This window comes from Bacillus cereus group sp. BcHK124 (assembly GCF_027712065.1).
Classification (GTDB): Bacteria; Bacillota; Bacilli; order Bacillales; family Bacillaceae_G; genus Bacillus_A; species Bacillus_A pacificus.
On the sequence record NZ_JAQFPJ010000001.1, the window covers coordinates 898,808 to 923,675 of the forward strand.

Sequence of the window (24,868 nt, forward strand, 5' to 3'; positions counted from 1 at the left end):
ATGGGGAAAATTCGCAAACTCGATGACCAACTCTCAAACTTAATTGCGGCAGGGGAAGTAGTAGAGCGTCCTGCCTCAGTTGTAAAAGAACTTGTGGAAAATTCTATCGATGCGAATAGTACATCTATTGAAATCCACTTAGAAGAAGCTGGGTTATCGAAAATTCGTATCATTGATAACGGTGATGGTATTGCAGAAGAAGATTGTATTGTCGCTTTTGAACGACATGCGACGAGCAAAATTAAAGATGAAAACGATCTGTTTCGCATAAGAACACTCGGTTTCCGCGGTGAGGCATTGCCGAGTATTGCCTCAGTTAGTGAATTAGAATTAATCACTAGCACAGGTGATGCACCTGGTACGCACCTTATTATTAAAGGTGGAGACATTATAAAGCAGGAGAAAACAGCGAGCCGAAAAGGAACAGATATTACAGTACAAAACTTATTCTTTAATACACCAGCGCGTCTTAAATATATGAAAACCATTCATACAGAGCTTGGTAATATTACAGATATCGTATATCGTATTGCAATGTCACATCCAGAAGTATCGTTAAAGCTATTTCATAATGAAAAGAAATTGCTTCATACATCAGGAAACGGTGATGTAAGACAAGTACTTGCATCGATTTATAGCATTCAAGTTGCGAAGAAGCTTGTTCCAATTGAAGCGGAATCTTTAGATTTCACAATTAAAGGCTATGTAACATTACCAGAAGTAACGAGAGCATCTCGAAATTATATGTCAACGATTGTAAATGGTCGTTACGTTCGAAATTTCGTATTAATGAAAGCTATTCAGCAAGGATACCATACATTATTGCCAGTCGGACGATATCCAATCGGCTTCTTATCGATTGAAATGGATCCAATGCTAGTTGACGTTAACGTACATCCTGCGAAATTAGAAGTTCGTTTTAGTAAAGAACAAGAATTGCTAAAGCTTATCGAAGAAACATTGCAAGCAGCATTCAAAAAAATACAGCTCATTCCAGATGCGGGTGTGACAACGAAGAAAAAAGAAAAAGATGAAAGTGTGCAAGAACAGTTCAAGTTTGAGCATGCGAAGCCGAAGGAGCCATCTATGCCGGAAATTATTTTACCGACAGGCATGGATGAAAAACAAGAAGAACCGCTGGCAGTGAAGCAGCCAGCACAACTGTGGCAACCGCCGAAGCAAGAATGGCAACCACCACAATCGCTCGTAAGGGAAGAACAAAGTTGGCAACCATCTACAAAATCGATAATAGAAGAACCGATTCGAGAAGAGAAATCGTGGGACAGTAACGATGAAGACTTTGAATTAGAGGAATTGGAAGAAGAAGTTCAGGAAATCAAAGAGATCGAAATGAACGGTAATGACTTACCACCACTTTATCCAATTGGACAAATGCATGGAACATATATTTTCGCTCAAAATGATAAAGGCTTATATATGATTGACCAACATGCTGCGCAGGAACGTATTAATTATGAATACTTCCGTGATAAAGTAGGACGAGTAGCACAAGAAGTACAAGAACTACTCGTACCATACCGTATTGATTTATCTCTTACCGAATTTTTACGTGTTGAAGAGCAACTAGAAGAACTAAAAAAAGTTGGACTATTTTTGGAGCAATTCGGTCATCAATCCTTTATCGTCCGCTCACATCCAACGTGGTTCCCAAAAGGACAAGAAACAGAAATTATCGACGAAATGATGGAACAAGTCGTTAAACTAAAAAAAGTTGATATTAAAAAACTACGTGAAGAAGCAGCCATCATGATGAGCTGTAAGGCGTCCATTAAAGCTAATCAATATTTAACAAACGATCAAATATTTGCTTTACTGGAAGAACTTCGTACAACAACAAACCCATACACGTGCCCGCACGGAAGACCAATTATTGTGCATCATTCTACTTATGAGTTGGAGAAGATGTTTAAGAGGGTTATGTAGGGATACTGTTCATAGAGAAAATGGTCTCTAGTTATTTTAATAAAATATAGAAAGAAATAAAAAGGAGCGATAGTAACAATTCGCTCCTTTTTCATATAATTCTTTTGCAACTATATTTTAAAAATTTATAAACTAGAGATAACCTCAACTTATGTATACTTTATATGTGCGTTCTCAATTTGTTTGTAAGGAAAGAGGTTTTTATTTTACAGATTTATCAGAATTATGTAAAGTATAGATAAAATCATAAAATGGGGTGTTATCTATGTGTACTAGTTTGACATTACAGACAAAAAACGATCAGCATCTTTTTGCAAGAACGATGGACTTCACATTAGATATGAATCAAGAAGTAATAATCATTCCTCGGCATTACCAGTGGAATAATATAACTGGTGAAATCATTAATACGAAACATGCTGCGGTCGGAATGGGAATTAATCATCAAGGAAGGATCATTATGGCGGACGGAGTAAATGAAGCAGGTATGACATGTGCAACACTCTATTTTCCAGGATTCGCTACTTATAGTCAAAGCATAGATGACAACAAAACGAATTTAGCTCCATTTGATTTTGTAACTTGGAGTCTGACACAATTCAATTCTGTCAAAGAGTTAAAGAAATCTGTAGATAGCCTTACCTTTTTGGACATACCGTTACCGGATTTAGGACTTACGCCACCACTACATTGGATTTTGGCAGATAAATGGGGAGATTGTATTGTACTGGAGCCGACAAATGAAGGATTAAAAATGTATGACAACCCACTAGGAGTGATGACGAATAGTCCGGAGTTTAATTGGCATTTGCAAAATTTAAGACAATACATAGGTCTTAAATCGCAGCCATTCGCGCCAACAGAGTGGAGTAACTTACCATTAAGTGCTTTTGGTCAGGGATCGGGCTCAATGGGACTTCCAGGGGATTTCACTCCACCATCAAGATTTGTGCGGGCAGCATATGGCAAACAAAACATTCAAGGTATAGATAGTGAAGAAGAGGGAGTATCAGCTCTTTTTCATATCTTATCAAATTGCGAGGTTCCTAAAGGTGGAGTAATAACAGAAGAAGGTGCACTAGATAATACCATATATACAAGTGTAATGTGTATGGAGTCCGGAACATATTATTATCATACTTACGATTGTAGACAAATTATAGCCATTCATTTATTTCATGAAAATTTAGATACAGATGAGATTAAAGCCTATCCGTTCCAACGGAAACAAAAAATATTTTACGAAAACTAAGTAGCTTTGAAACAACGTTTGGTAAATTTTTAAATATATATAATAGAACAATAATGGCCTATATAATTCATGGGTGCTTCTTTAACTTTGTGATTCATCATAAATCTACTCCTTTCTCCGATTACTTCAACAAGTAAAGTTTTGCTGGTAGGCTTTATTTATAAATAGTAAAGGACAAAAAAGGTGCGGAAAATATCCATACCTTTTTTGTTCTTCCATTATCTATGTATAAAAAAGCGCTGTATATCAGCACTTTTTAAAAGTACATGAGTTGTATAAGAAAGATTTATTAACTATACAAGGCCTAATATAGGTTATTATTTGATTCATTGCTATAAGGGTCTATAAGGTTATTTGTTTTTATTATTATTAATTTTTTCCGTATATAGCACCTGTTCCTTATAGTGTTTTTTAATTGGGAAAGTATGTGTACCAGAGCCGTTTTTGAAATTTTTATTGATAGGATTCTTTAGAGGGATTGTTGTAGTTTCTGTAAATTCATATGGGTAGTTGATTTTAGATTTATCTTCAAACATGAAAAAGCCTCCTTTTAGGATTTCCTGAATTCTTTACTATAACATGATATGCATATAGATTTTTTTTGGACTAGTTATTTATATAGGTTAATGGAATTTAATTACGTAACTACTGAAGTGTTCTAAAGGAAAACAATTCGAGAAAGATATTGTATGAATAGCTGCTCGCTATTGTTGTTGTTGTTTAAATTATCATGGTGTATGTGAAATTCTGAAGAGACTTAGTATATATGTCTATCTAACAAGCACTATGTGATGAACTCTTTTATGTTAGGTGAAGTGAATTTTGTATATATATTCGTTATAAATTGTTTTTATAATATGATTCATATAGGTTTTTCCTGATAATATAATGCGGAATATTATAGTGTTATTATGTTATTAGGAACATTTAATGCTGTTTCATAACTGAAAGGGAATTGAAAAAAAACTGAAACTTTTCTCATAAAAATTCAATCTAACTTGAAAAATGAAAGGAAAATGAAATTTTCCAAAAGATATTCTTTGTTAAGATAAAAAGCATACATAAATAAAGTGTTGACATATCTTAAAAATGTATTTTCAAGATATAGTGGGGGAAAAGATGAGAATAGAAAAACAATTAATAAAAAAGATGTATTATGAAACATTTCTAATGGAGAATGTAACAAAATCACCTCTTGACGTACTTGGAGAAGCTTATGTAAACGAAGAAAAAAATGAGGTTTCTGATGGATCTTATATTCGTTTTGCACAAGGTGAATTTTATTATCGCCATCAAGATTTTGAAGCAGCTATTTTTAAATGGGAGAAGGTTAGTAATGAATTAGCACCGTGGGCACAAAAAAATATTGCGGATGCGTATTTCGAACTGAATCAATTATCAATTGCTGAAAATGTATACACTTCCATTACTACTGATAATAAAATATTGATGACTGAAATTAGATTACAATTACTTTCTCTTTACATAGAGCAAAATAATTTTGATTCAGCTTTCGCTGTTATTAAAGAAGCAGTTTCTTTAAATCCAGACTATCCGAATGTTACAAAAATTGCCCGTTCCTTTTATGAGGAACAACAAGATTTTGATAGTGCAGTAGAGCTTGCTGTGAATGAGTTGATTCGAACAGAATCTTATCCGTGGTTTGAGGTGTTAAAAGGATATATCGATAAAGGATTTACTAAACATATTTCACCAGATTATTTTTATGATGCATTAGTTACATTAAATAATGTAGATCAAGTACAATTTACGCAAATGGTTTCATCACTTTGGAACAGTTATAAAAATGAACAAAATTACTTATTGTGGCTTAACACAATAAATGAATTTTTCTTACATATTGAAATAGAGTCTTCCGATATATGGGACAAAATTTCTTCTCTTTACGAAGAAACATACTTTGCATTAATTCAAGGGAAATATACGCTTAGACAATTACACGATATCATTCCCAATCTTTTAACAAATTGGTTGAAAGTAGTTAATCCATCGTATGCTGTATTTCCATCAGCAGCTGTATTGGCATGGGATGAAATTTTTCCTACCCAAATAGATTCATCAAATATAAAACATGCGGAAAACCTACTGTCATATTCTATGAATCATGTGAATGCTTTAGAGTACAGTCTACATCTTTTTGAATCTATTACACAGTGGGCACAAAAGCAAAATATAGAAATAGGTCACCGATTTAGATGGTTAGTTGACGAACTTGCGGATTTAAGAACAAATCGTATTTTAGTAACGGGAACTTCAGGGAACGGAAAAACTACATTTATTAACTCTATATTAGGAGAAAATATAGTAGAAAAATCAATTTCAAATGTAGTAGTTTTAAAAAATGATGCTCATACAGAAATTAACGCCATAACAGACGCTGCAATTACAACAACGGAAGATATCTCTGATTACCATAATATGATGTCTCAGCACCATCAAACATATAGAGATAGAGCATGTGTCGAATTTAAATTACCATGCAGATTTTTAAGTGAAAATAAACTTACATTTGTAGTTACACCCGGCTTTAATAGGAATAACGACACTAGGGATGAGGTATTTGAATATCTAAATTCTGTAGATGAATTATTGTTTGTATTGAATGCAGATTCACCTTTTACTGATAAAGAGCGTGATATTCTATTAAACATTCAAGAGCATACACCAAATTTACAAGTGCATTTCTTATTAAATAAAATCGATAACATTTATAGTGAAGCAGAAGTAAAAAGAGTACTACATGATACGGCAACGAGAATAAACACATATTTCCCGCATGCGAGGATTTTCCCTTACTCTTCGTTATATACAAGTAATCAACAATTGAATGAATTAACAGAGTTTATTCATTTTAACTTTAATCATAAAAATATCGATGCAGAACGTACTGAAAAGCTATTATTTTTCATTCGAAAAACAATTACATATCTTTTGGATAAACGAGTTGAGAAAGAAAATAATCTAGTGGATGCTATTAATTGGAATGAAGATATGCTAGTGAAACTAAACGGTAGCATGAATAACCTTACTGCATTTGAGAGGGAAAAAATTCATTTCATTACACAGTCATATCGTACAATGAAAATGGAAATTACAAACGATCTTACTGAAAATATACCGAAGATATTACAGAGTTGTTCTGATTTAATGAGTGAAGACAGTGATTTCGGTCACATGGATACAGAACTAAACAAAGCAATGAACGAAAGAGTGCATAAATATTTAGAACAAACTGTATTACCTAATCTTGCTCTTTCTATGCAAAATTGGATTGCCACTTCTCATAATGAGCTCCTTCAAAGTCAATCGTACTTAGAAGAACTTAGTGAAGGACTTAATTCTTTATTTGGAGAAAATCGAATACAGTTAGAATGTGACTTTAAAGTGCTTGATGACTGGCGCAGAGATACTGACAGAATGACGACTAGAATACAAATGGATGAAGTAAATATTTTACGTCGATTTACGCCAGCACAATTTTTATTGAAAAGTGCCGGTAAATTATTTGGAGTTCTTCCGAAAAACAAAACTATGCTATATAGCAAATACAAACAGTATGTAGAAAATGAAGATTATACCGAGGTAACTGATTCTATTATGAAGAAATTTTTCTTGCAATTTGAGCTATTCGAAAACACACAAGAGCGAGATATTCATATATTCTTTAGGAATCCATTTAACTCCTTGAAACAAGCTGTAGAGAATATACAATTAGAAATACAAGAAAAACAAGAGATGTTACATAAAATGAAATCAAACCCTGAAGTTTATCATGATTCCATCATGCTCTTTGAATTGAGATTACGTCAATGTGAAGTGATTTTACATATAGGTGATGATCATGCTTATACAGATGTAAGTTTAGAGACAAGCGTAGAATAAAAATGAAATATATGAAACTGCATCATGTATTATAGGAGAATAAAAGGGAGCAACTATAACGAGTTGCTCCCTTTTCATATTAAGATTATTTTTCAGTCTCTTTAATTTTAGTTTGTACTTCACCAGTTTTAATTTTATTACTTTCTGAGAAACGTAATAAATCGCCTTCAATAATTTTGTCAGACATTCGTAATTCATTTTGTGCACGTTTAATGAGTGCTTCTGCTTCTTCTTTTTGCAAGTCTACAATTTCACCTGTTATGCGGTCATAGAAAGTATTGTTTTTGTATGCATACTTGTTTGTAATGAAGCTACCATCACGTAAAACAACAAAACCGGCATATTCATCCGAAAACATATCATGGCCAAAACGAATATCGTTTGTAGTATCAATTCCTAATAAATTGAGAATAGTAGGTTTCATATCGATTTGTCCCGTAGGCTTTGAAATCGTTCGACCTTCTGTTTGTCCAGGGATATGAATATATAAAGGTGTGCGTTGTAAATTTAAAGTATCAAATTCTGTTATTTGATCTTTTTCTAAAAACTGTGCCATCGCGCGATTATGTTTTTCAGAAATGCCATAATGATCACCATATAAAACAATAATAGAATCATCATACATTCCCTCGGCTTTTAAACGCTCAATAAATTTTTTTATTGATTCGTCTAAGTAACGTGCTGTTACAATATAACGATCAAATACGCCATTACCAGAGTTATATGGTTCAATGAATTGTGTATCTTCATCATACGTAAATGGATAATGGTTCGTTAAAGTAAGAAAACGAGCGTAAAATGGTTGATCAACAGTTTTTAATATATCTACTGATTGATCAAAGTATTCGATATCTTTTAAGCCCCAATTTAAATTTGTTTCGGGCGTAATTTTGTAATCAAGTTCATTATAGTAACGATCATAACCGAGAGCAGAGTACATGATGTTACGATTCCAAAATGTGGCGTTATTCGCATGGAATACAGAAGTGAAATAACCTTGCTGACGTAGAATTTCTGGAGTCGCAGTATAATCGTTGTTACCGTGTGTGAAGAATACAGCTCCTCGATTTAATGGATACAATGACGTATCGATTAGAAATTCAGAATCGGATGTTTTTCCTTGCCCAGTTTGGTGGAAAAAGTTATCAAAGTAATAGCTTTCATTTATGAATTCATTCAAAAATGGTGTAACTTCTTGTCCGTTAACTGTTGCTCCTATTAAAAAGGTTTGCAGGGATTCAAGAGTGACAACAATTACGTTTTTTCCTTTCGCTACACCAAACATATTAGGGTTCGGCTCACTTTGGTTTGCCTTCACGTAGTTTTCAGTTTCTTGTAATTTGCTACTATCAGCAAGTGCCTTTTGTGATCCTGCTTTTACTTGCAGTGTTAAATCATAAACTTGATGCGTGTATAGTCCTAAATTTTTAACAAGCATAACTCGGTCAAATGATCTTGTTAATAGTTCAGGTCGCTCTTTTTCTGCAAGATGTAGATTAGCAAAAAATACACCAATCGTTAAAAGAAAATATAACAAGCGTGCCGGATGAGTTACACGTCCTGTTTGGAAGACTATTGATTTTTTCTTCAATAAAATAAAGAAGAAAATAATGTCTACGAATGCGAGTATAATTTTGTAGTTCAATATTTCTATAATACTGCCGCCTAATTGGCCGAAGTTTGATGTTTGTCCAAGTACTGGTAACGTAACGAAATCGCTATAAAAATCATAGAACATTACATTTCCAACGAGTACGATTGTTAATACGAAGTTGATACATAGCGCGATATAATTTCTTTTTTCACCGGTTGCAAATAATGCTAATCCGACAAAAGCTAATGATGCAGCGAGCGGGCTAATAAACAAAATAAGCTCTTGTGTAGAAGATTCAATTTTTAAATCAAAACTGAATCTTGTAATAAGATATGTTTTTAACCATACTGCTAAAGCAATTATTAAAACAAAGCTTATATTTTGCATTTGTAAATTGATTTTATTTTTCATTTTTACTCCTTCTTTTTGTAATTTATTTAACTTGTGTTATATATTATATTTTTATAACTATTATAGTATACTGAACCATTTAGCTAATGGTTTCTAAAGGTAATAATATAAAGTATTCACATACGTACAATGAGGAAATTTAAAGCGTAAATCTATTTTTTAGAACAGAGCAGAAAAAGTCATAGTTGTAGTAAAAAATACTTATAGACATCCTAACATATTAAACACTATGATGATGTTACAAAATATCGAACAAATGAAAATGGAAATGAATAGAGGATTTTAAAACTGTTGACATTCAATTTGTGAGAATTGAATGTCAATGGCTATGTTAAATATGTATCTCATAAAACTCTGATTTTTTGTGGGGAAATAGTAAGCTATTACTATGGAAGTTAAAATATTTAATTGCAATCTGAATGAAGGAAATTAAATGTGAGATAAATATTTTCCAACATATAACCCACTTGCAGCAGCTTGAGATAATGAATGAGTGACGCCTGAACAATCCCCAACTAAAAATAGGCCATTTATACTCGTTTCAAAATGATTATTGAGTTTTATCGTAGGAGCATAAAATTTTCCGTCAATTCCATATAATAAAGTATCTGTATCGATCGGTTCTTGGATGAATTGTTCTAATCGTAATAAAAATTCTTTAAGTCCTTCAATATATAATGGAGGAATTTCTGTATTCAAATCTCCATAATCTCCTTGTAGCGTAGGTTGTATACGGTTATATTTCATGTCGTTCGCTATTGTAGGCTGTTTATTTAGTAAGTCCTCTAAGCGCTGTATAACAATCCGATCTCGTCCTTGGTTAATGTTTTTAATAATTGAACTTGCATATACATTTGCTTCTTTGAGAGTTGGAAAATAGCGCGGGATAAATAAAGTGAAGTTTAAGTTAGGTGTACCAGTTCCTTTCTCTCGAAAATTTTGACCGTCAGGCATAACTAAACCTTCTTCGTACTTTCTAATAATGCGTCCTTTTGGATTCATACAGTATGTAGTCGCTGTGAAATCTTCATGCTCATAAGAAAGTTTAGTCTCAAATGTATCTTTTAATATAGAACGTAATTGGTGTTCTTTCATCTCTACCCTGATACCTAAATCTACACGAGTTTGTTCCTGAGAAATATGTAGAGAAGTGCACATCTCCTTTAACCAATTTGCTCCGGAACGCCCAGTTGCAAATACTAGTTGCCTAGATTGAAATGTTCCTTCATTTGTATCTATAGTAAAATGATCTTTCTGTTTCATAATATGTTGTACATCTATATGAAATTGTATATTTATTTTCGTAAGTAAAAATTCGTAGAGTTGCTGAAAAATTTCATTTGAAAGGGTAGTACCAAGATGCCGTACTTCTGTTGTTAGCATTTGTAAACCACACGATGCAGCTCTCTTATTGAGATTTGGATTTTCTGTAGAATATTTTGAAACTGAATTTCCTCCGAACTGACATAGAATTTCATCTACTTCAGCCATAAGTTGTATAAAGCCCTCTTTACCAACTTTTTGCTCAAGTTCTCCACCAAATCCGTTTGTATAATTAAATTTCCCTTCAGATTTTCCTAAACCAGCAAATCCGAAATATTTATCACATGTAGTACAATTACACGCTTTTCCTTCGTCTAAAGGACAATGGCGAGCTCCTAGTGCTTTACCTTTATCAAGAATTAAAACTTTTTTGTTACTTTTAACTAGTGAATAAGCCAGAAAAATGCTACTTACTCCAGCGCCGATAATTGTAACATCATACATATTCTTTCACCTGCTAACGAATAGTTTGTTTTTTATTTTTCTAGTGTATAACAATTTTATGAAGGTAAGAAATAAATTTTATTAATAAAGGGGAGTTTTTGAACTTGACGCTTTTTTAATTTCTTAGAGTGATGAAGTAAATATAAGTGTCTTTATTTACAAGAAGAATTAGTTTTCAAAGACCACTATATCACATGATAAATAAATTCTTACATACAAAAAAACAGACCTTTTAAGTGAAGAGGTCTGTTAATGATTTTAAATGTTATTTAGCGAAGACGTGGTTACCAATTACTGCTACTGTTTGACGTGTCGTAATCCACTTGTCTGTTGATGTTTTCGGGTTATAGAAATAAAGCCAATCAGAATGTATTCCATTTGTGGAGATAGCCTCTTCTACAGCCATTTTTGCTTCTGCGCTTGCAGGCTGATTAATTCTTCCATCTGTAACAGGAGTAAATGCATATCCGTATTTAATAGGTTCATAAATAACGCCTGTTATTGTATTTGGAAAACCTTTTGCGTTTACACGGTTTAGTATAACTTTAGCTACTGCTACTTTTCCTTTATATGATTCGCCACCTGCTTCAGCGGTAACTAAGCGTGCCATTAAGTCTTTTTCTTTTTCTGAAATACTTGAGTTGATTTTTAAATGTTGTCCTGTATAAAGCTTGTTTTCGATTGTGTTGTTCATTTGTTTTATAGATTGAACGGTAACATTGTAACGCTTTGCTATCGTTTCTAATGAATCTCCCGGTTGTACCTGATAAATAATTTGTCCAGAAATGTTCGCAGGCTTGGCGTTTTGGCGAACAGTGATTTCATTTGAGTTGACGGAACCCGGGATATGTAACTGTTCGCCAATGAAAGTTTGATCGTTTCCTTTATTATTAGCCTGTTTAATGGATTGTATTGAAACGCCGTATTGTTTACTAATGCCCCAAAGTGTATCATTCTTTTTTACTGTATGAATGGTAGAAGCTTCAGCTGTACTGTGACTACATACGAATGTAATTGCAGCTGCAGATAAAGGGATTATATGTTTTATTTTTAATAATTTCATTGTAAATCCTCCTAGGAAAAATAAGGTAAAACGGTTAAGTAATGTAGCTTAAAATGTCTACATATAATATTTTAATGTAAGTATATTAGCACATATAAAATAAATAATCATTATAAGTTTCTTATTTATTTAGTGTAGAGTCCGAATATGAAATATTGCATATAAAAATACGTTGAAGTTCCTTTAAATTTTTCTAATTTAGGATATGTGAATGATTTTTTAACTTTACTTCTATGTAATATTTCATATTTATGAAATGTTATTTATTTTTTACTCACCAGATTATATTATATTCAATAAGTTTGATATAAAACAGAAAAAGGAGGAATAATAATGAGCAGTAAGAAATTTATTTTGAAATTATTCATATGTAGTACGATATTTATCACATTTGTATTTGCTTTACATGATAAGCAAGTAGTTGCAGCAAGCTCTGTTAATGAGTTTGAAAATTGGTCAAAGTGGATGCAATCTATACCTGATAATATCTCATTAGCACGAATTTCAATTCCAGGAACACATGATAGCGGGACGTTCAAATTACAAAATCCAATAAAGCAAGTGTGGGGAATGACGCAAGAATATGATTTTCGTTACCAAATGGATCATGGAGCTCGTATTTTTGATATAAGAGGACGTTTAACAGATGATAATACGATAGTCCTTCATCATGGGCCATTATATCTTTATGTAACACTGCATGAATTCATAAACGAAGCGAAACAATTTTTAAAAGATAACCCAAGTGAAACGATTATTATGTCTTTAAAAAAAGAGTATGAGGATATGAAAGGAGCAGAAAGTTCCTTTAGTAATACGTTTGAAAAAAGTTATTTTGTGGATCCTATCTTTTTAAAAACAGAAGGAAATATAAAATTGGGAGATGCTCGTGGGAAAATTGTACTACTAAAAAGATATGGTGGTAGTAATGAATCTGGAGGATATAATAATTTCTATTGGCCAGATAATGAGACATTTACCACAACTGTAAATCAAAATGTACATGTAACAGTACAAGATAAATATAAAGTGAGTTATGATGAGAAAGTAAAATCTATTAAAGATACGATAAATGAAACGATGAACGATAGTGAGGATTTAAATCATCTATATATTAATTTTACAAGCTTGTCTTCTGGTGGTACAGCATGGAATAGTCCATATTACTATGCCTCTTATATAAATCCTGAAATTGCAAACTATATAAAACAAAAGAACCCTACAAGAGTAGGCTGGATTATTCAAGACTATATAAATGAAAATTGGTCACCACTGCTGTATCAAGAAGTTATAAGAGCGAATAAGTCACTTATAAAAGAATAAAGATGATGAGGATAAGAAGCGATAAAATACGTCGCTTCTTATTGAAAATACAGTGTATCTTGTAAATGGAACAATTTTCGATTTATCTCAATCGATGTTTCATTATGAAAAGACTAAACTTTTAAATCGAATTAATTTCAAATGAAAATTGGCATAAATAATCCTGGGAAAAAGCAACTGATCATAAGTGTTCAGTTGCTTTTTATTTTTAAAGTGGATGAGCAAAAAAATATAAAAGTGGTTGGTCCGTTTTTTGCAAACATCTATTATGATAAGAGAAGAAAGGTAGTATGTTATCAACGTTTTAAAGAGGAAGTTCTTAATAAAAATAGACTGGCCTTAGAGAGGTGAAAATACAATGAGCTTTGCGATTTCACTAGTCGTTATTATTGTAATTGTATCACTGTTTGGGACCGTGCTAGTTGCACGAAATGTAGAGGAGAATTACGGCAAGTCCACAAAGAGAAATGTGAAAAATTTATCTGCCATCTATATTGTCCTTCTTTTTGTTCTACTGCTAGGGGTAACATGGTATGCGGTAATAATTTGATAGTTTGTAACCGAACTGCAACGAGAGCATGAAGCTGGAATTTCAGAAGCTATCGAGTAATTAGAGACGGAGCTATTTTAATATATCCATTTTTGGATGAGAAAATGTGACTAATTAATACTATTTTTATGGTGAATACTGTTAGTAATAAATTGAGGATAGTTCGTTTTGAAAGGAGGCAACTATATGGAATGGAAACCAAATCGTGCAGATAAGACGCCTGTATATAAACAAATAGCGGGTTATATTGAAAGGGGTATTTCTTCAGGTGAGTTTCCTTCTGACAGTAAGTTACCTTCTGAGCGTATGTTAGCAAAAGAATTACAGGTGAATAGGAGTACGATAGTAGCTGCATATGAAGAATTAAAATCACTTGGAGTAGTAGAACGGCAAAAAGGAAGCGGAACGCGGGTGAATACAGATATATGGGGTGTTTCGCATAAACGAATACCAAACTGGGGTAGGTACGTCGAGGATGGGTCATTCTTACCTAATGTACCACTCGTTCAACAAATTCGAACGGAAACACAAAAAAACGACTTAATTAATTTAGCGAGTGGTGAATTGTCACCAGAATTAATTCCGAGTGATAGATTCCGAACGATTTTGTCGGAGAAAACATTTATGGAAAACCTCGGTTATGACCATCCACTTGGAAATGAAATGTTGAGAAAAACAATTGCAGCACATGTTCAGCAATATAAACAAATTGAAGCAGATTCGAATTCTATCCTTATTACATCTGGAGCACAACAGGCACTTAATCTTATCGTTCAATGCTTATTAAAACCTGGTGATGCGATTGCAATTGAGGACCCTTCGTATTGTTTTTCACTGCCGATATTTAAATCAGCTGGCTTAAAAATATTCCATTTACCTGTTGATCAGCATGGAATGAATCCAGATGACTTAATTGATTTGCATAAAAAGCATCGTATTCGTATGGTATTTTTAAATCCGGATTATCAAAATCCAACTGGAACCGTGCTTTCATTGGCAAGACGTAAAAAGATTTTAGAACTGTCTTCTGAATTTGGCATACCGATTGTAGAAGATGATCCGTATAGTTTAACTTCATTTAATGGTGAAGTGAATCCAACATTAAAATCAATGGATCAAAACGGGAATGTTCTTTATATAAGTTCACTATCAAAAATTGTTGCATCAGGATTACGTATTGGCTGGGTAATTGGCCCTACGCGTGTAATAGAGCGTTTAGCGGATGCGAAGCAGCAAGTTGATTTTGGCCATAGTGTATTTACACAGTGGGTGGCAAATCAATTTTTAGAATCAGAAGATTTTCATGCACATATTACAATGCTTCGTGGACAATTGAAAGAAAGAAGAGATGCGTTAATTAGAAAGCTTAAAGAAATATTAGGGGATCAGGTTGAATTTTTTGTTCCAGAGGGTGGAATACATTTATGGTGCAAAGTGCAAGGAACGTTTGATGAATATCATTTATTAGGCGAATCTATACGAAATGGTGTAGCGTTTGTTCCGGGAAGTGTTTTAGGTACTAAAAGTGAATATATTCGTTTTACTTTTGGGAGAGTGAATATAGAACAAATTCAACTTGGAATTGTACGGTTTGCTGATACGTTAAATGAGATTTCATAACATGGGTGTGAGATAGTGAAAAGAGGAGAAGAAATGAAGTACGTGACACTTTTGCTTCAAGTATGCGTGCTATATATATTTAGCTTAGTTGGTCTATGACTTCTAGTTTTGTAGTTGTTGCAGGAATCACAGGTGCTATTATCGGACCAACAGTACTTAAGTTTTTCCGTATAACGAGTACAATTGGAAAAGGAGTGGGAATGGGCTGCTCCTCACATATTATCGGGGTAAGTCGTCTTGTGAAGGAAGGCGAGAAAGAAGCGACGATCGGTTCGGTGACGATGATTGTAACTGGAATACTTATTAGTATAATTATACGGTATGGAACGAAATTTATATTTTAAAATGTAATGGAGATGATGAAAATGACAACATGGTTTATAGTTACATTATTTATTTTTGGTGCGATTAAAGTACTAGTTTCTAGTATGCCGACTTCTGTTGTAGAATCAATTATTAGTAGATTTGAATTGCATCAAAAACTTGAGGAAGAGAATACCACTATATTGATAGACGGAAAAAATATAGAGGGGGAAACGAAACTACAAGTTATTCATGAATTTAACGAAGCTCTATTTTTAGATAAACATTATTTTCCGCCGCACGGGGAAGGAACACCAATCGTTATTAACACGAAGAAAGGGAATAAAGAGATTCGATTTTCTCTGTATAGTCATGAGGAACATGTTGATGTAATAAAGCAGTATAAAAAGAAAATCGTTGCCTATCGTTTGCGTTCAAAACGCCTTCAAAATCCTACATCATTAGCAATAACTGAAGATTATGCTTAAAAAGAGATCGTTATAAAAACGGTCTCTTTATTAAAGTGGGTTATATAATTATTAAATTTTTATTCATATCGTAGTCCATTTGAAAGGGTATCAATAGCTTTCCAATCGTCAACAACAATTTGTTTATTATTTTTATGCATGATATTGTTAGCTATTAGTTTTTCAATGACTCGATTAAGATGACGGGTAGTTGTCCCGATTAATGAGGCTATTTCATGATGATCTTTAGTATGAATTTCGCGCCCAAATAAATTAGATGGATTTCGGGCTGTACATAAATAACTAGCAAAGCGTGTTTCCACAGAAGCTAGTAAATTGATACGTGAAGCTGTTGTGCAGGTTTGTAGTTTATAAGTGACGTGATGAATGAGTTCTTGAAGGAAGATTACATCTTGTAATAAGTAACTTGTTACATAATTTTTATCAATAAAAAGAAAATCCGTCTGTTGTTCGGAGGTTACATGAGATTGTATGTTTACGGACTGAATTAATTCAATATCTCCCATGATAGAAACGGCAGAACAAAATCTTAGTAATAATGCTTTACCTGTAATTACACTTGAAGTTATTTTTGTACGACCTGACATTTGAATATATAGGCCATCAATCATTTCGCCTTCGTGTAGTACAGTTTCTTTCGCTTCATATCTAAGGATCTTAAATGGATGATTGAATTGTTGGAATAGCTTTTTTATGTACTCGTTATTTAAGTAGCTTAATAATAAGGTATTATCTACAATATTTTGCATAATGTTTCTCCTTTTGGGACATCTGTCCTTTCTATTATAAAATAATTCATATACATTAAAAAGAAAGGAGTGATGTATATGAAATTTATTTTTGATATTGATGGTACTATTTGTTTTAAAGGGAACGCAGTAACGAAAGGGATAATTCACGCGCTAGACGTATGTCAAAGTAAAGGGCATGAGGTTATATTTGCATCAGCTAGGCCGATTAGGGACTTATTACCGGTGCTACCAAATCATATGCATCATTATTCAATGATTGGTGGGAATGGGGCATTTATTGCAAAGGGAAAGGACACTATTGAAGTTATAACTTTTGATCCAGGAACGGTAAGTGCTATACATTCAATAATAAAGAAACATAGCCTTTCATATTTGATAGATAGTCATTGGAATTATTCTTATACAGGAAGCGAGAATCATCCTATCTACAAAAACATAGATCCTAATCAATTGGCTAATAATGTACATATTGATGAAATTAAGGAAGTAGTGAAGGTGGTATTATTTCCTGACCATGTTCAAAAAGAATATATTATGAATATGTTAACAGAACTTCCTATACGTATTTATGAACATGATAATGAAGGGATCGTGGATATAAGCCCTGAGAATATTGATAAATGGGTAGGGTTACAACGATTGGGTATAAAAGAGAGAGAATTCGTAGTGTTTGGTAATGATTCGAACGATTTATCAATGTTTCTACACGCTAAGGAAAGCATTTGTGTTGGGAGTCATGAAGTATTATTGGGTCATGCATCCACATGTTTAAAAATAGATGAACAAAGTATTGTTAATAAAATAATTGAGTTATCCGAATTATATGCGTAATAAATATATGAAACATAATAAAAAAGAGTACGAAAAGGTTTGCTAGCCTTTTAGTACTCTTTTTTATTAATTATGAAATAATATACTTTCCAAATAAAAGAAAAGAAAATCATATAGCCAAATAAAGAATATGTATGATTCCAATCCAAACTATGAATAAAGAAACCGAATCTTTCAGAAATCTGTTCAAAAATGCTAGCACAAATACCTATTGAAATAATAAATAGAATTCTAGAAACTGTAGATAATGTTTTTGAAATTTGTATGAAAATCGTTGTTAAAATCGGTAGTACAAATAAAGTAAAGCCAATGTTAATTGAAAATATGGATGAGAAAGGTCTAACCGGAAAGGAATACATTTGTTTCGCAACAAAGAAAGCATCTAAGAAAGTTCCGATAATAGAAGAGAATAAGATTGTAATAACTAATGCGAAAAGGTTATTCTTCTTCTCGAAGGAGGACGTTTTTCTTTGCAAGAATTGCCAACTCAATTTTTTCGAGTGTTTTACAGTAGTCTTCTGTAATTTGTCCATGTATCCTTTCCTCCTTATCGGTTAAATAATGTATGACTTGCCAGTCGTTAAACCAATCTTCATGTTCTGTTTCTTCATGTTTCATATTTTTCCATACATACATAAGTGCAGGGCTATATATACGGTGGGCATCACTTTTTAATTGGCATTTCTTTATTCTTCGTTTATAAAACTCTCTTGAAAAGGATTCATTCACACTTGAAAATAAATGTGGCCAATAATCTTTTCGTGATCCAGTATGTGGATGAGTGTCAGCCCATTGTAGTATACGAGCTAAAACGTGTTCATCATGAAACAATAATGTATATAATCGTTTTCCGAGCAAAATTCGTTCGTGTAAGGAAGTGAAATGTTTCATTGTATCACCAATTAATATTGTTTTTTGTTCAGTATTTTCTTCAGAGAAAGGGAAGAGAATATGATTAAATTGAAAGAAATCAAAAAGTTTAAATCCAATACTATTTAGTACATTTTTTTTGAAGTATTTATTTTGAATCACTCTTTTTTCTAAGTAGTTTTGTTCATTAATAATAGTCGCAATCGTTAATATTTGTTTGTTTCCAGTTTTCCAAAAAAAGTTCCACATTGTTTCCATGAATGTTGACACATTGAGGTGAGGGAGGAGATGAAAAAGATTTTTGTTTTTTTTAACACTCTGTTCATATAATAAAAATTGTGGATACACATCTTGAAAGATAAGCCAATTACCCCGTTCTAAAAAAGAAAAGAAAGTAAATTGATCTTTCTCAGATAACAATTTCGTATATAAATCCCCCTTTAAATCTGTCATGTTCCAACCGCCGTTCCGCGATACCATATGTCCAAGCAATGCCCAATGTATTTCAGGATATCTTTTGTAAAATTGATAGTAAGCACGAGTTCTTGTAACATTATTTTGATTCAATAATTTTGTTCTTTCTTTAATTGTATGTATGAATACTTTTTCTTCGTTCGAAAGGGGAGAAAGGAAGTTATTTACGTTGATGCATTTTTGTTTTAGCTCGTTTTTTATTGAGAAGAGGGATAGAGGAATGTTTTTGGAAAGTTTATGATTTGGATTGTCGTGTTGCATGTAAATCCCTCCTATTCAAGTCTGTTATCATAAATATATTAGTAACTACTTACATAAATGATATGTGAAGGAAATGAAAAATTGCAAAGTACAAAAAAGGAAAAAAGAGTCCGTCTCTTCTTTCCTTTTCTTGTATGTATTTACGCTACAGAGAATGAACACCTTTTTTGAGAAGAGTAGAAAATGAATCAGCATGAATAGGCTTGCTGTAGTAGTAGCCTTGAATAAATTGACAATTATTTTTTTGAAGGAAACGCACGTGTTCTTTCGTTTCTACACCTTCAGCGATAACTGACATTCCTAATGTATTTGCTAATGTGATGATCGTTTTAATAATTTCCATTCCATCGTCACATGTTTCAGACATTGTAATAAATTCTCTCGGGATTTTTAACGTATCGATTGGATATAAAGGTAAATAAGCTAGCGAAGAATAACCTGTACCAAAGTCGTCAATTGAAATGTGAACGCCTAAACTCTTTAGTGTACGCAGTTTTATTAATGTTTCTCGCTCATCCATCATTGCAATTCGTTCTGTTAATTCAAGATCAAGAGAACTTGCTGGTAAACCTGTATTTGTTAATGTAGCAGAAATAGACTTTACAAAATCTTCTTGTTCAAATTCTTTAGCAGATAAATTTACGCCTATTTTTAAATGAGAATATCCGAGTGTATGCCAACGTTTCATTTGTTGACATGCTTGTTGTAATGTCCATTTTCCTATTGGAATGATTTGTAGTGTTTCTTCTGCAATCGGAATAAACTCGTATGGAGAAATAATACCTAATTCAGGATGATTCCACCTGATTAAAGCTTCAGCACCGATAATGTCGTTAGATTCGCTATCAACTTGAGGTTGATATAAAAGGAACAATTCTTCATTTTGAATTGCATTTGGTAAATCTTTTTCTAATCGTAATCGTCTTTCAATTTTGTTTGCAATTACGTCATCATAAATAGAGACAGAATTAAGTTCTTTTGCTTTCGCATCATACATTGCAACATTAGCGTTTTTCAGAAGTGTAGCGGTATCGATTCCGGAATATGGATAAATAGCGATGCCAATACTTAGTGATAAACTTAATGTATGTTCATGTATGACAAACGATTTTTCCATGCATTCAAATAACTGGTTGCATAACTCGAATAAAGAATCTTCATCAGTATAGTTTTCAATTAAGACTGTAAACTCATCACCACCGATTCTTGACAGATGAGTATGTGATGGAAGACAGGATTGGAATCGCTTCGCTACTTCTTCTAATATGTAATCCCCTGCCGAATGTCCAAGTGTATCGTTAATTGCTTTAAAGCGATCTAAGTCCAAATATAATAATGCAAACTCGCTTTCTGTCGTTTTAGCATTTTTTATAATTCTTTTTAATTTCTTATGGAAAAAGGCACGGTTCCCAATTTTCGTTACAGTATCATGGAATGCTAAATATTTTATTTCTTCTTGTTGTTTTTTTAGTGCAGTAATATCTTTCACCATAATATAGCTTCCTGAAATTTGTCCGTCTATCATAATAGGGACGATAGTAACGTATAAAAAATAAGTAAAGCCATCTTTATATTGAGAACTAAGTTGTAAGGATGCCGATTCTTGTTGTTTCACTTTTTCTAATGCACATGCTAGTTTATGTTTATCTTCATCTAAAATAATTGAAAAACATGTTTCACCAAGTAACTCGTTCGTTGGTGCTCCAAGTAGTATACTTCCAGCTTTATTTACATTTAAGAATACACCATTTAAATCAATTGTAAAAATAGGATCAGGGTGATATTCATATAATGATTTGAATTTTTGTTGCTTTTGAGATAGAGCCTCTGATTTATGAACTAAATCTGAAGTCCGTAATGTAACTTTTTCTTCTAATTGGGCATTAAATACTTGTAAACGTTTGGTTAGGGAATTGTTTTGCATACGTACAATAGAATGACGAATGAGTACGAAAATAAAAGTAATACAATTTCCCGTAATGAGAGTGGAAGATGCTGTTTGTTCTTTTAACGTAAACCCGATTAGTATTGCAACGGCAAGATAAGGAAATACAACTAAAGCCTTCTTTCCTATTATAGGGTTAACAATGAAATAATTTTTATGGCTATTATGATCTTCTGAAATAGATCCAGCTATTGCAATAAGTAATATAGGTATTCTATATAAAAGACGTAATAATGTTATCGTTTCAGTTGATAAATGATTATTTAGGTAAAAATAAATATAGTTAAAAGTTGCAGAACTTATTAATACAAAAATAAAGATATAAATTTTCCGTTTGGAATTAAAAATTGTTGGACGGAAAAAGAGACTAACACCTAGTAGAAGAAATAATAAATCTGCAATTGGATATAGAAATGAAAGGAAAACATCTCCTAGTGAAAGAGAGAATATATTTAAATTTGGTTGATTAAATAAATACCACTCCAATGTGAATATGGAAGTAAGTACTATGCATATATCACAAATAAAGAACGCTTTTTCCCATTTATCGCATTCTTTTAAGATTTTATAGCAGAAAGCGATAAGACAAAAGAGTAGAAAAAACATGTAAAATACATCAGAAATTGTAAAATGATGTATTGGAATTTCGAAGAAGCTATCTTGATATGTATATACTATTTTTCCTAATAAAAAACTACCAATTGCTATTGTGATACATATCCAAAACGGATTTGAACTGACTTTTTTAGAATATATAGAGTAAATGAGTGATACAAATGTAATAGCTTCAACAATAAGTGAAGCGAAGCGTACATCTGAATTTGAAAAATGAGTAGGGAACAGATAGAAAAACATAAAATAGATTGAATAGCATATTAATGTCGCAATTAATATACATAGTTGTAAATTTTTATTTAATTTCAATAAAATCACCTTCTTTAATTATGCACTATATTCGTAATATCTATACATAATAATATTATTTAAGAATTGTATCAGATTTCCTTATAAAAATCATGCGTATAAGGAAAGTGATGAAGAGTTTAATACTTCTTAAAATTAAAAAAACATGGCGTTTGATAGTATGTATTACATCAAGATTTTAAATGGAAATTGTATATTTAGTCATCCTTTGAATTTTAAAGGTTTTTTAGTGGTTCGCAAGTGAATATGTATAATTGCATAAGGGTATAACATTCAATTTTATATAAAATTGAATGTTATAAAGTATAAACTCAACTTTTGTATGCATCTATTCTCATACGAATGAGGGATTTCAAAAAGATGTTGCGTATATACAATAATACGTAAGTATGTATGAAATCTCTAGTATAGGAGGAAGAGCATGAAGAACTGGGTAAAGTTTCGAATAGCACGTCCAACTGATCAGTTTGAAAAGGTGATAGAATTCTATGAAAAAGGATTGGGCTTAAAACGTATAGGTGAATTCTATGATCATGAAGGCTATGATGGGGTCATGTTTGGACTCCCAGATGAAGAGTATCATTTAGAATTTACAAGACATATAGATGGGAGCCCATGTCCAGCTCCGACAAAAGATAATTTACTCGTATTTTATATGCATGAAGATAGTGAAATGAAAAAGGTGAGTAAAAGGTTGCATGCATTGGGATATGATGAAGTCGAACCAGAGAACCCATATTGGAAAGATAAGGGGATAACGATAGAGGATCCAGATGGCTGGAGAATTGTGTTGATGAAATTAGAAGAATAATGTGTAATTATGCTTGAAGTTCAAGTAGGAGGAAATACGTAAGAGAGCTTTCTTTTGAGGAGATACACTCATGGAAGGCTTTTTTTATTTGGAATCTGAAAAATAAAATTTGAAATTATGTTCTGAAAAGTTATAAAATAAGAACGTGTATTCCTATGGGGGTGAGAGGGGTGCCTGTAAAGATGAATAGAACACTAGGGGGACTTTTTTATGATATGCCGGATTAAGGATGCAGAAATATATTATGAAATTATTGGCGAAGGAAAACCAGTCATTATTATACATGGCTGTGCACCTGATCATAGGTTAATGCAGAGGTGCATGGAATCAGTATTCGAAAAATATAAAGGTTACCAAAGAATATATATTGATTTACCTGGCATGGGGAAATCGAATGCTCCAGATTGGATAAATAGTTCAGATCATATGTTAGAACTGTTAATTGCATGTATTGAAAAAATTATTCCAACGAAAAACTTTTTATTAATAGGGGAGTCCTATGGCGGATATTTAGCTCGAGGTATACTCACAAAGCTGTTTGAAAGAGTTAATGGATTACTATTAGTATGTCCTGTTGTTGTAGCGGAGCAAGAAAAAAGGATCCGCCCGAATAAACAGGTAATTGTACAAGATAAAGAGTTTTTAAATAAGCTTACTTCAACTGATAGAGAAGAATTTTGCGAGTTAGCAGTGGTCGCGAATGAATATACATATACGAGATTTAAAGAGGAGGTTAAGCCGGGACTAGATATTGCTAATTATGAGTTTATTGAAAGGTTGCAAAAAAATTACTCTCTTACTATGAATTTTCATCATATGAAATATGAGAAACCTGTTCTTTTACTAGCTGGAAGACAAGATATATCCGTAGGTTATCAAGATATTATAGAAATTATTGATGATTATCCAAGAGCGACATTAGCGGTGTTAGATATGGCAGGGCATAATTTACAAATTGAACAACCTGAATTGTTCGAGAGTTTAGTAGGAGAATGGATTAAACGGACAAATCAGCAAAGTTTATAAAATATGAATGAATTAATATTTTCGAGGAGGAAGTATGAATACATATATTTATATGGTTAGGCACGGTGAATCACCAAAATTAGAAGAGGGTGAAAGAACACGTGGATTAACTGAAAAGGGAAGTTTAGACGCTCATAGAGTAACAGAGATATTAAAAACAGAGGGAATCGATACTTTCATTTCAAGTCCGTATAAGAGAGCGGTATTAACGATAGAAAAAACAGCCGATTTCTATGAAAAAGAAATATTAATATATGAAAATCTTAAGGAGTGTATGTTTTCCAGTGGAGATCAAGTTATATCAGATAAAGAAGTGTATCCACTTGTAAAGAAGATGTTCTCTAATCCGGACTTTGCACGAACGGAAGGAGAGTCATATGCGGATTGCCAAAGAAGGGTAGTGAAAGTATTAAAAGAAATCTTAATGGATTTTCAAGGACAAAAAATTATAATTGGTACACATGGACTTGTCATGACACTCATGATGAATTATTTTGATAAGCAATATGGTTTCGAATTTTTAATGAATACGTCAAAACCAGATATATATAAGATGGAGTTTAAAGAAGAACAATTAATGAATGTAGAGAGATTATGGAAAGCAGAATAAAATTGGTTGTATGGGCTTTATTGTAAAAGTTACTTTTATAGCAAAATCTTCTTATTTGAATAGAAAGTATTTTTATCAACTATTTTTAGAATGTTAAATCAATAAGTAATTATTCAGTTTCTGAATAATATAATTGGAAGTTGGTT

Annotated in this window: 19 protein-coding genes and 2 pseudogenes; 13 read left to right on the forward strand and 8 right to left on the reverse strand. The window is 32.4% G+C overall.

Translation table 11 applies throughout. The features are described 5' to 3' along the window. Together mutL and PDK19_RS04840 are read left to right on the forward strand one after the other, a co-directional pair. Window positions 1-1,944, forward strand: a complete 1,944-nt coding sequence (mutL, locus tag PDK19_RS04835) for a DNA mismatch repair endonuclease MutL (protein WP_270706662.1) — start codon at window positions 1-3, stop codon at window positions 1,942-1,944. A 265-nt stretch (window positions 1,945-2,209) separates the two neighbouring features. Continuing rightward, on the forward strand, window positions 2,210-3,196 hold the full coding sequence (locus PDK19_RS04840) for a choloylglycine hydrolase family protein (protein ID WP_061183980.1): 987 nt from the start codon (window positions 2,210-2,212) through the stop codon (window positions 3,194-3,196). Window positions 3,197-3,546: 350 nt separating this feature from the next. Here PDK19_RS04840 and PDK19_RS04845 read toward each other — a convergent pair whose 3' ends face one another. Then, a complete protein-coding gene (locus PDK19_RS04845; protein WP_000461128.1) occupies window positions 3,547-3,732 on the reverse strand; it encodes a hypothetical protein in 186 nt (61 codons plus the stop codon). Between the two features lie 553 nt (window positions 3,733-4,285). Between PDK19_RS04845 and PDK19_RS04850 the strand changes: the two genes are divergently transcribed. After that, window positions 4,286-7,099: a dynamin family protein gene (locus PDK19_RS04850; protein ID WP_270706663.1), complete on the forward strand. Its 2,814-nt coding sequence runs from the start codon at window positions 4,286-4,288 to the stop codon at window positions 7,097-7,099. A gap of 85 nt (window positions 7,100-7,184) precedes the next feature. Here PDK19_RS04850 and PDK19_RS04855 read toward each other — a convergent pair whose 3' ends face one another. The 3 genes from PDK19_RS04855 to PDK19_RS04865 form a co-directional block, all read right to left on the reverse strand. After that, window positions 7,185-9,104, reverse strand: a complete 1,920-nt coding sequence (locus tag PDK19_RS04855; RefSeq protein WP_270706664.1) for an LTA synthase family protein — start codon at window positions 9,102-9,104, stop codon at window positions 7,185-7,187. Between the two features lie 429 nt (window positions 9,105-9,533). Then, on the reverse strand, window positions 9,534-10,871 hold the full coding sequence (locus PDK19_RS04860) for an NAD(P)/FAD-dependent oxidoreductase (RefSeq protein WP_270706665.1): 1,338 nt from the start codon (window positions 10,869-10,871) through the stop codon (window positions 9,534-9,536). A 265-nt stretch (window positions 10,872-11,136) separates the two neighbouring features. Beyond that, window positions 11,137-11,934, reverse strand: a complete 798-nt coding sequence (locus tag PDK19_RS04865; protein ID WP_016718289.1) for a cell wall hydrolase — start codon at window positions 11,932-11,934, stop codon at window positions 11,137-11,139. A 333-nt stretch (window positions 11,935-12,267) separates the two neighbouring features. Here PDK19_RS04865 and plcA point away from each other — a divergent pair, with 333 nt between their 5' ends. From plcA to PDK19_RS04895, 6 genes and pseudogenes are all read left to right on the forward strand, one after another. After that, entirely contained in the window at window positions 12,268-13,257 is a 990-nt protein-coding gene (plcA, locus tag PDK19_RS04870; protein ID WP_000095608.1) for a phosphatidylinositol diacylglycerol-lyase, read from the forward strand. A 31-nt stretch (window positions 13,258-13,288) separates the two neighbouring features. Beyond that, a pseudogene (locus PDK19_RS04875) lies at window positions 13,289-13,402 on the forward strand (GntR family transcriptional regulator); the annotation flags it as partial. Between the two features lie 213 nt (window positions 13,403-13,615). Then, a complete protein-coding gene (locus tag PDK19_RS04880; RefSeq protein WP_000006463.1) occupies window positions 13,616-13,807 on the forward strand; it encodes a hypothetical protein in 192 nt (63 codons plus the stop codon). A gap of 186 nt (window positions 13,808-13,993) precedes the next feature. Beyond that, on the forward strand, window positions 13,994-15,427 hold the full coding sequence (gene pdxR / locus PDK19_RS04885; RefSeq protein ID WP_049113016.1) for a MocR-like pyridoxine biosynthesis transcription factor PdxR: 1,434 nt from the start codon (window positions 13,994-13,996) through the stop codon (window positions 15,425-15,427). A gap of 92 nt (window positions 15,428-15,519) precedes the next feature. Then, a pseudogene (locus PDK19_RS04890) lies at window positions 15,520-15,771 on the forward strand (LrgB family protein); the annotation flags it as partial. Window positions 15,772-15,792: 21 nt separating this feature from the next. Next, window positions 15,793-16,218: a YfmQ family protein gene (locus tag PDK19_RS04895; protein ID WP_087954531.1), complete on the forward strand. Its 426-nt coding sequence runs from the start codon at window positions 15,793-15,795 to the stop codon at window positions 16,216-16,218. Between the two features lie 59 nt (window positions 16,219-16,277). Here PDK19_RS04895 and PDK19_RS04900 read toward each other — a convergent pair whose 3' ends face one another. After that, window positions 16,278-16,967: a Crp/Fnr family transcriptional regulator gene (locus PDK19_RS04900; protein WP_001179788.1), complete on the reverse strand. Its 690-nt coding sequence runs from the start codon at window positions 16,965-16,967 to the stop codon at window positions 16,278-16,280. Between the two features lie 78 nt (window positions 16,968-17,045). Between PDK19_RS04900 and PDK19_RS04905 the strand changes: the two genes are divergently transcribed. Continuing rightward, on the forward strand, window positions 17,046-17,801 hold the full coding sequence (locus tag PDK19_RS04905) for an HAD-IIB family hydrolase (RefSeq protein ID WP_062822125.1): 756 nt from the start codon (window positions 17,046-17,048) through the stop codon (window positions 17,799-17,801). A gap of 50 nt (window positions 17,802-17,851) precedes the next feature. Here the strand turns inward: PDK19_RS04905 and PDK19_RS04910 are convergent, their stop codons facing one another. The 3 genes from PDK19_RS04910 to PDK19_RS04920 all read right to left on the reverse strand — a co-directional run bounded on the left by PDK19_RS04910 (window position 17,852) and on the right by PDK19_RS04920 (window position 22,275). Beyond that, complete coding sequence (locus PDK19_RS04910; protein ID WP_139867115.1) at window positions 17,852-18,277, reverse strand: CBO0543 family protein; 426 nt, start codon at window positions 18,275-18,277, stop codon at window positions 17,852-17,854. Further along, on the reverse strand, window positions 18,240-19,406 hold the full coding sequence (locus PDK19_RS04915; protein WP_270706666.1) for a DUF2515 domain-containing protein: 1,167 nt from the start codon (window positions 19,404-19,406) through the stop codon (window positions 18,240-18,242). The genes PDK19_RS04910 and PDK19_RS04915 overlap by 38 nt, the downstream gene beginning before the upstream one ends. Window positions 19,407-19,551: 145 nt before the next feature. Further along, complete coding sequence (locus PDK19_RS04920; protein ID WP_000773529.1) at window positions 19,552-22,275, reverse strand: bifunctional diguanylate cyclase/phosphodiesterase; 2,724 nt, start codon at window positions 22,273-22,275, stop codon at window positions 19,552-19,554. A 421-nt stretch (window positions 22,276-22,696) separates the two neighbouring features. Here PDK19_RS04920 and PDK19_RS04925 point away from each other — a divergent pair, with 421 nt between their 5' ends. The 3 genes from PDK19_RS04925 (at window position 22,697) to PDK19_RS04935 (ending at window position 24,722) form a co-directional block, all read left to right on the forward strand. Further along, the gene (locus PDK19_RS04925; RefSeq protein WP_000800657.1) at window positions 22,697-23,086 is read left to right on the forward strand and encodes a VOC family protein; all 390 of its coding nucleotides are present in this window, start codon (window positions 22,697-22,699) and stop codon (window positions 23,084-23,086) included. Between the two features lie 210 nt (window positions 23,087-23,296). Then, entirely contained in the window at window positions 23,297-24,112 is an 816-nt protein-coding gene (locus PDK19_RS04930; RefSeq protein WP_049113014.1) for an alpha/beta fold hydrolase, read from the forward strand. 34 nt (window positions 24,113-24,146) lie between these two features. Continuing rightward, window positions 24,147-24,722 carry a histidine phosphatase family protein gene (locus tag PDK19_RS04935; RefSeq protein WP_001099563.1) on the forward strand — a complete coding sequence of 192 codons (576 nt, stop codon included), beginning with the start codon at window positions 24,147-24,149 and terminating at the stop codon, window positions 24,720-24,722. The last annotated feature ends 146 nt before the right edge of the window (window positions 24,723-24,868 follow it).

Bases quoted from the DNA above. Each gene is read 5' to 3' on its own strand.
- PDK19_RS04865 (WP_016718289.1), bottom strand. From the start codon at position 11,934: ATGAAATTATTAAAAATAAAACATATAATCCCTTTATCTGCAGCTGCA.
- PDK19_RS04925 (WP_000800657.1), top strand. From the start codon at position 22,697: ATGAAGAACTGGGTAAAGTTTCGAATAGCACGTCCAACTGATCAGTTT.
- PDK19_RS04860 (WP_270706665.1), bottom strand. From the start codon at position 10,871: ATGTATGATGTTACAATTATCGGCGCTGGAGTAAGTAGCATTTTTCTG.
- PDK19_RS04895 (WP_087954531.1), top strand. From the start codon at position 15,793: ATGACAACATGGTTTATAGTTACATTATTTATTTTTGGTGCGATTAAA.
- PDK19_RS04905 (WP_062822125.1), top strand. From the start codon at position 17,046: ATGAAATTTATTTTTGATATTGATGGTACTATTTGTTTTAAAGGGAAC.
- PDK19_RS04915 (WP_270706666.1), bottom strand. From the start codon at position 19,406: ATGCAACACGACAATCCAAATCATAAACTTTCCAAAAACATTCCTCTA.
- PDK19_RS04855 (WP_270706664.1), bottom strand. From the start codon at position 9,104: ATGAAAAATAAAATCAATTTACAAATGCAAAATATAAGCTTTGTTTTA.
- PDK19_RS04840 (WP_061183980.1), top strand. From the start codon at position 2,210: ATGTGTACTAGTTTGACATTACAGACAAAAAACGATCAGCATCTTTTT.
- PDK19_RS04880 (WP_000006463.1), top strand. From the start codon at position 13,616: ATGAGCTTTGCGATTTCACTAGTCGTTATTATTGTAATTGTATCACTG.
- PDK19_RS04935 (WP_001099563.1), top strand. From the start codon at position 24,147: ATGAATACATATATTTATATGGTTAGGCACGGTGAATCACCAAAATTA.
- plcA (WP_000095608.1), top strand. From the start codon at position 12,268: ATGAGCAGTAAGAAATTTATTTTGAAATTATTCATATGTAGTACGATA.
- PDK19_RS04930 (WP_049113014.1), top strand. From the start codon at position 23,297: ATGATATGCCGGATTAAGGATGCAGAAATATATTATGAAATTATTGGC.
- pdxR (WP_049113016.1), top strand. From the start codon at position 13,994: ATGGAATGGAAACCAAATCGTGCAGATAAGACGCCTGTATATAAACAA.
- PDK19_RS04900 (WP_001179788.1), bottom strand. From the start codon at position 16,967: ATGCAAAATATTGTAGATAATACCTTATTATTAAGCTACTTAAATAAC.
- mutL (WP_270706662.1), top strand. From the start codon at position 1: ATGGGGAAAATTCGCAAACTCGATGACCAACTCTCAAACTTAATTGCG.
- PDK19_RS04850 (WP_270706663.1), top strand. From the start codon at position 4,286: ATGTATTTTCAAGATATAGTGGGGGAAAAGATGAGAATAGAAAAACAA.
- PDK19_RS04845 (WP_000461128.1), bottom strand. From the start codon at position 3,732: ATGTTTGAAGATAAATCTAAAATCAACTACCCATATGAATTTACAGAA.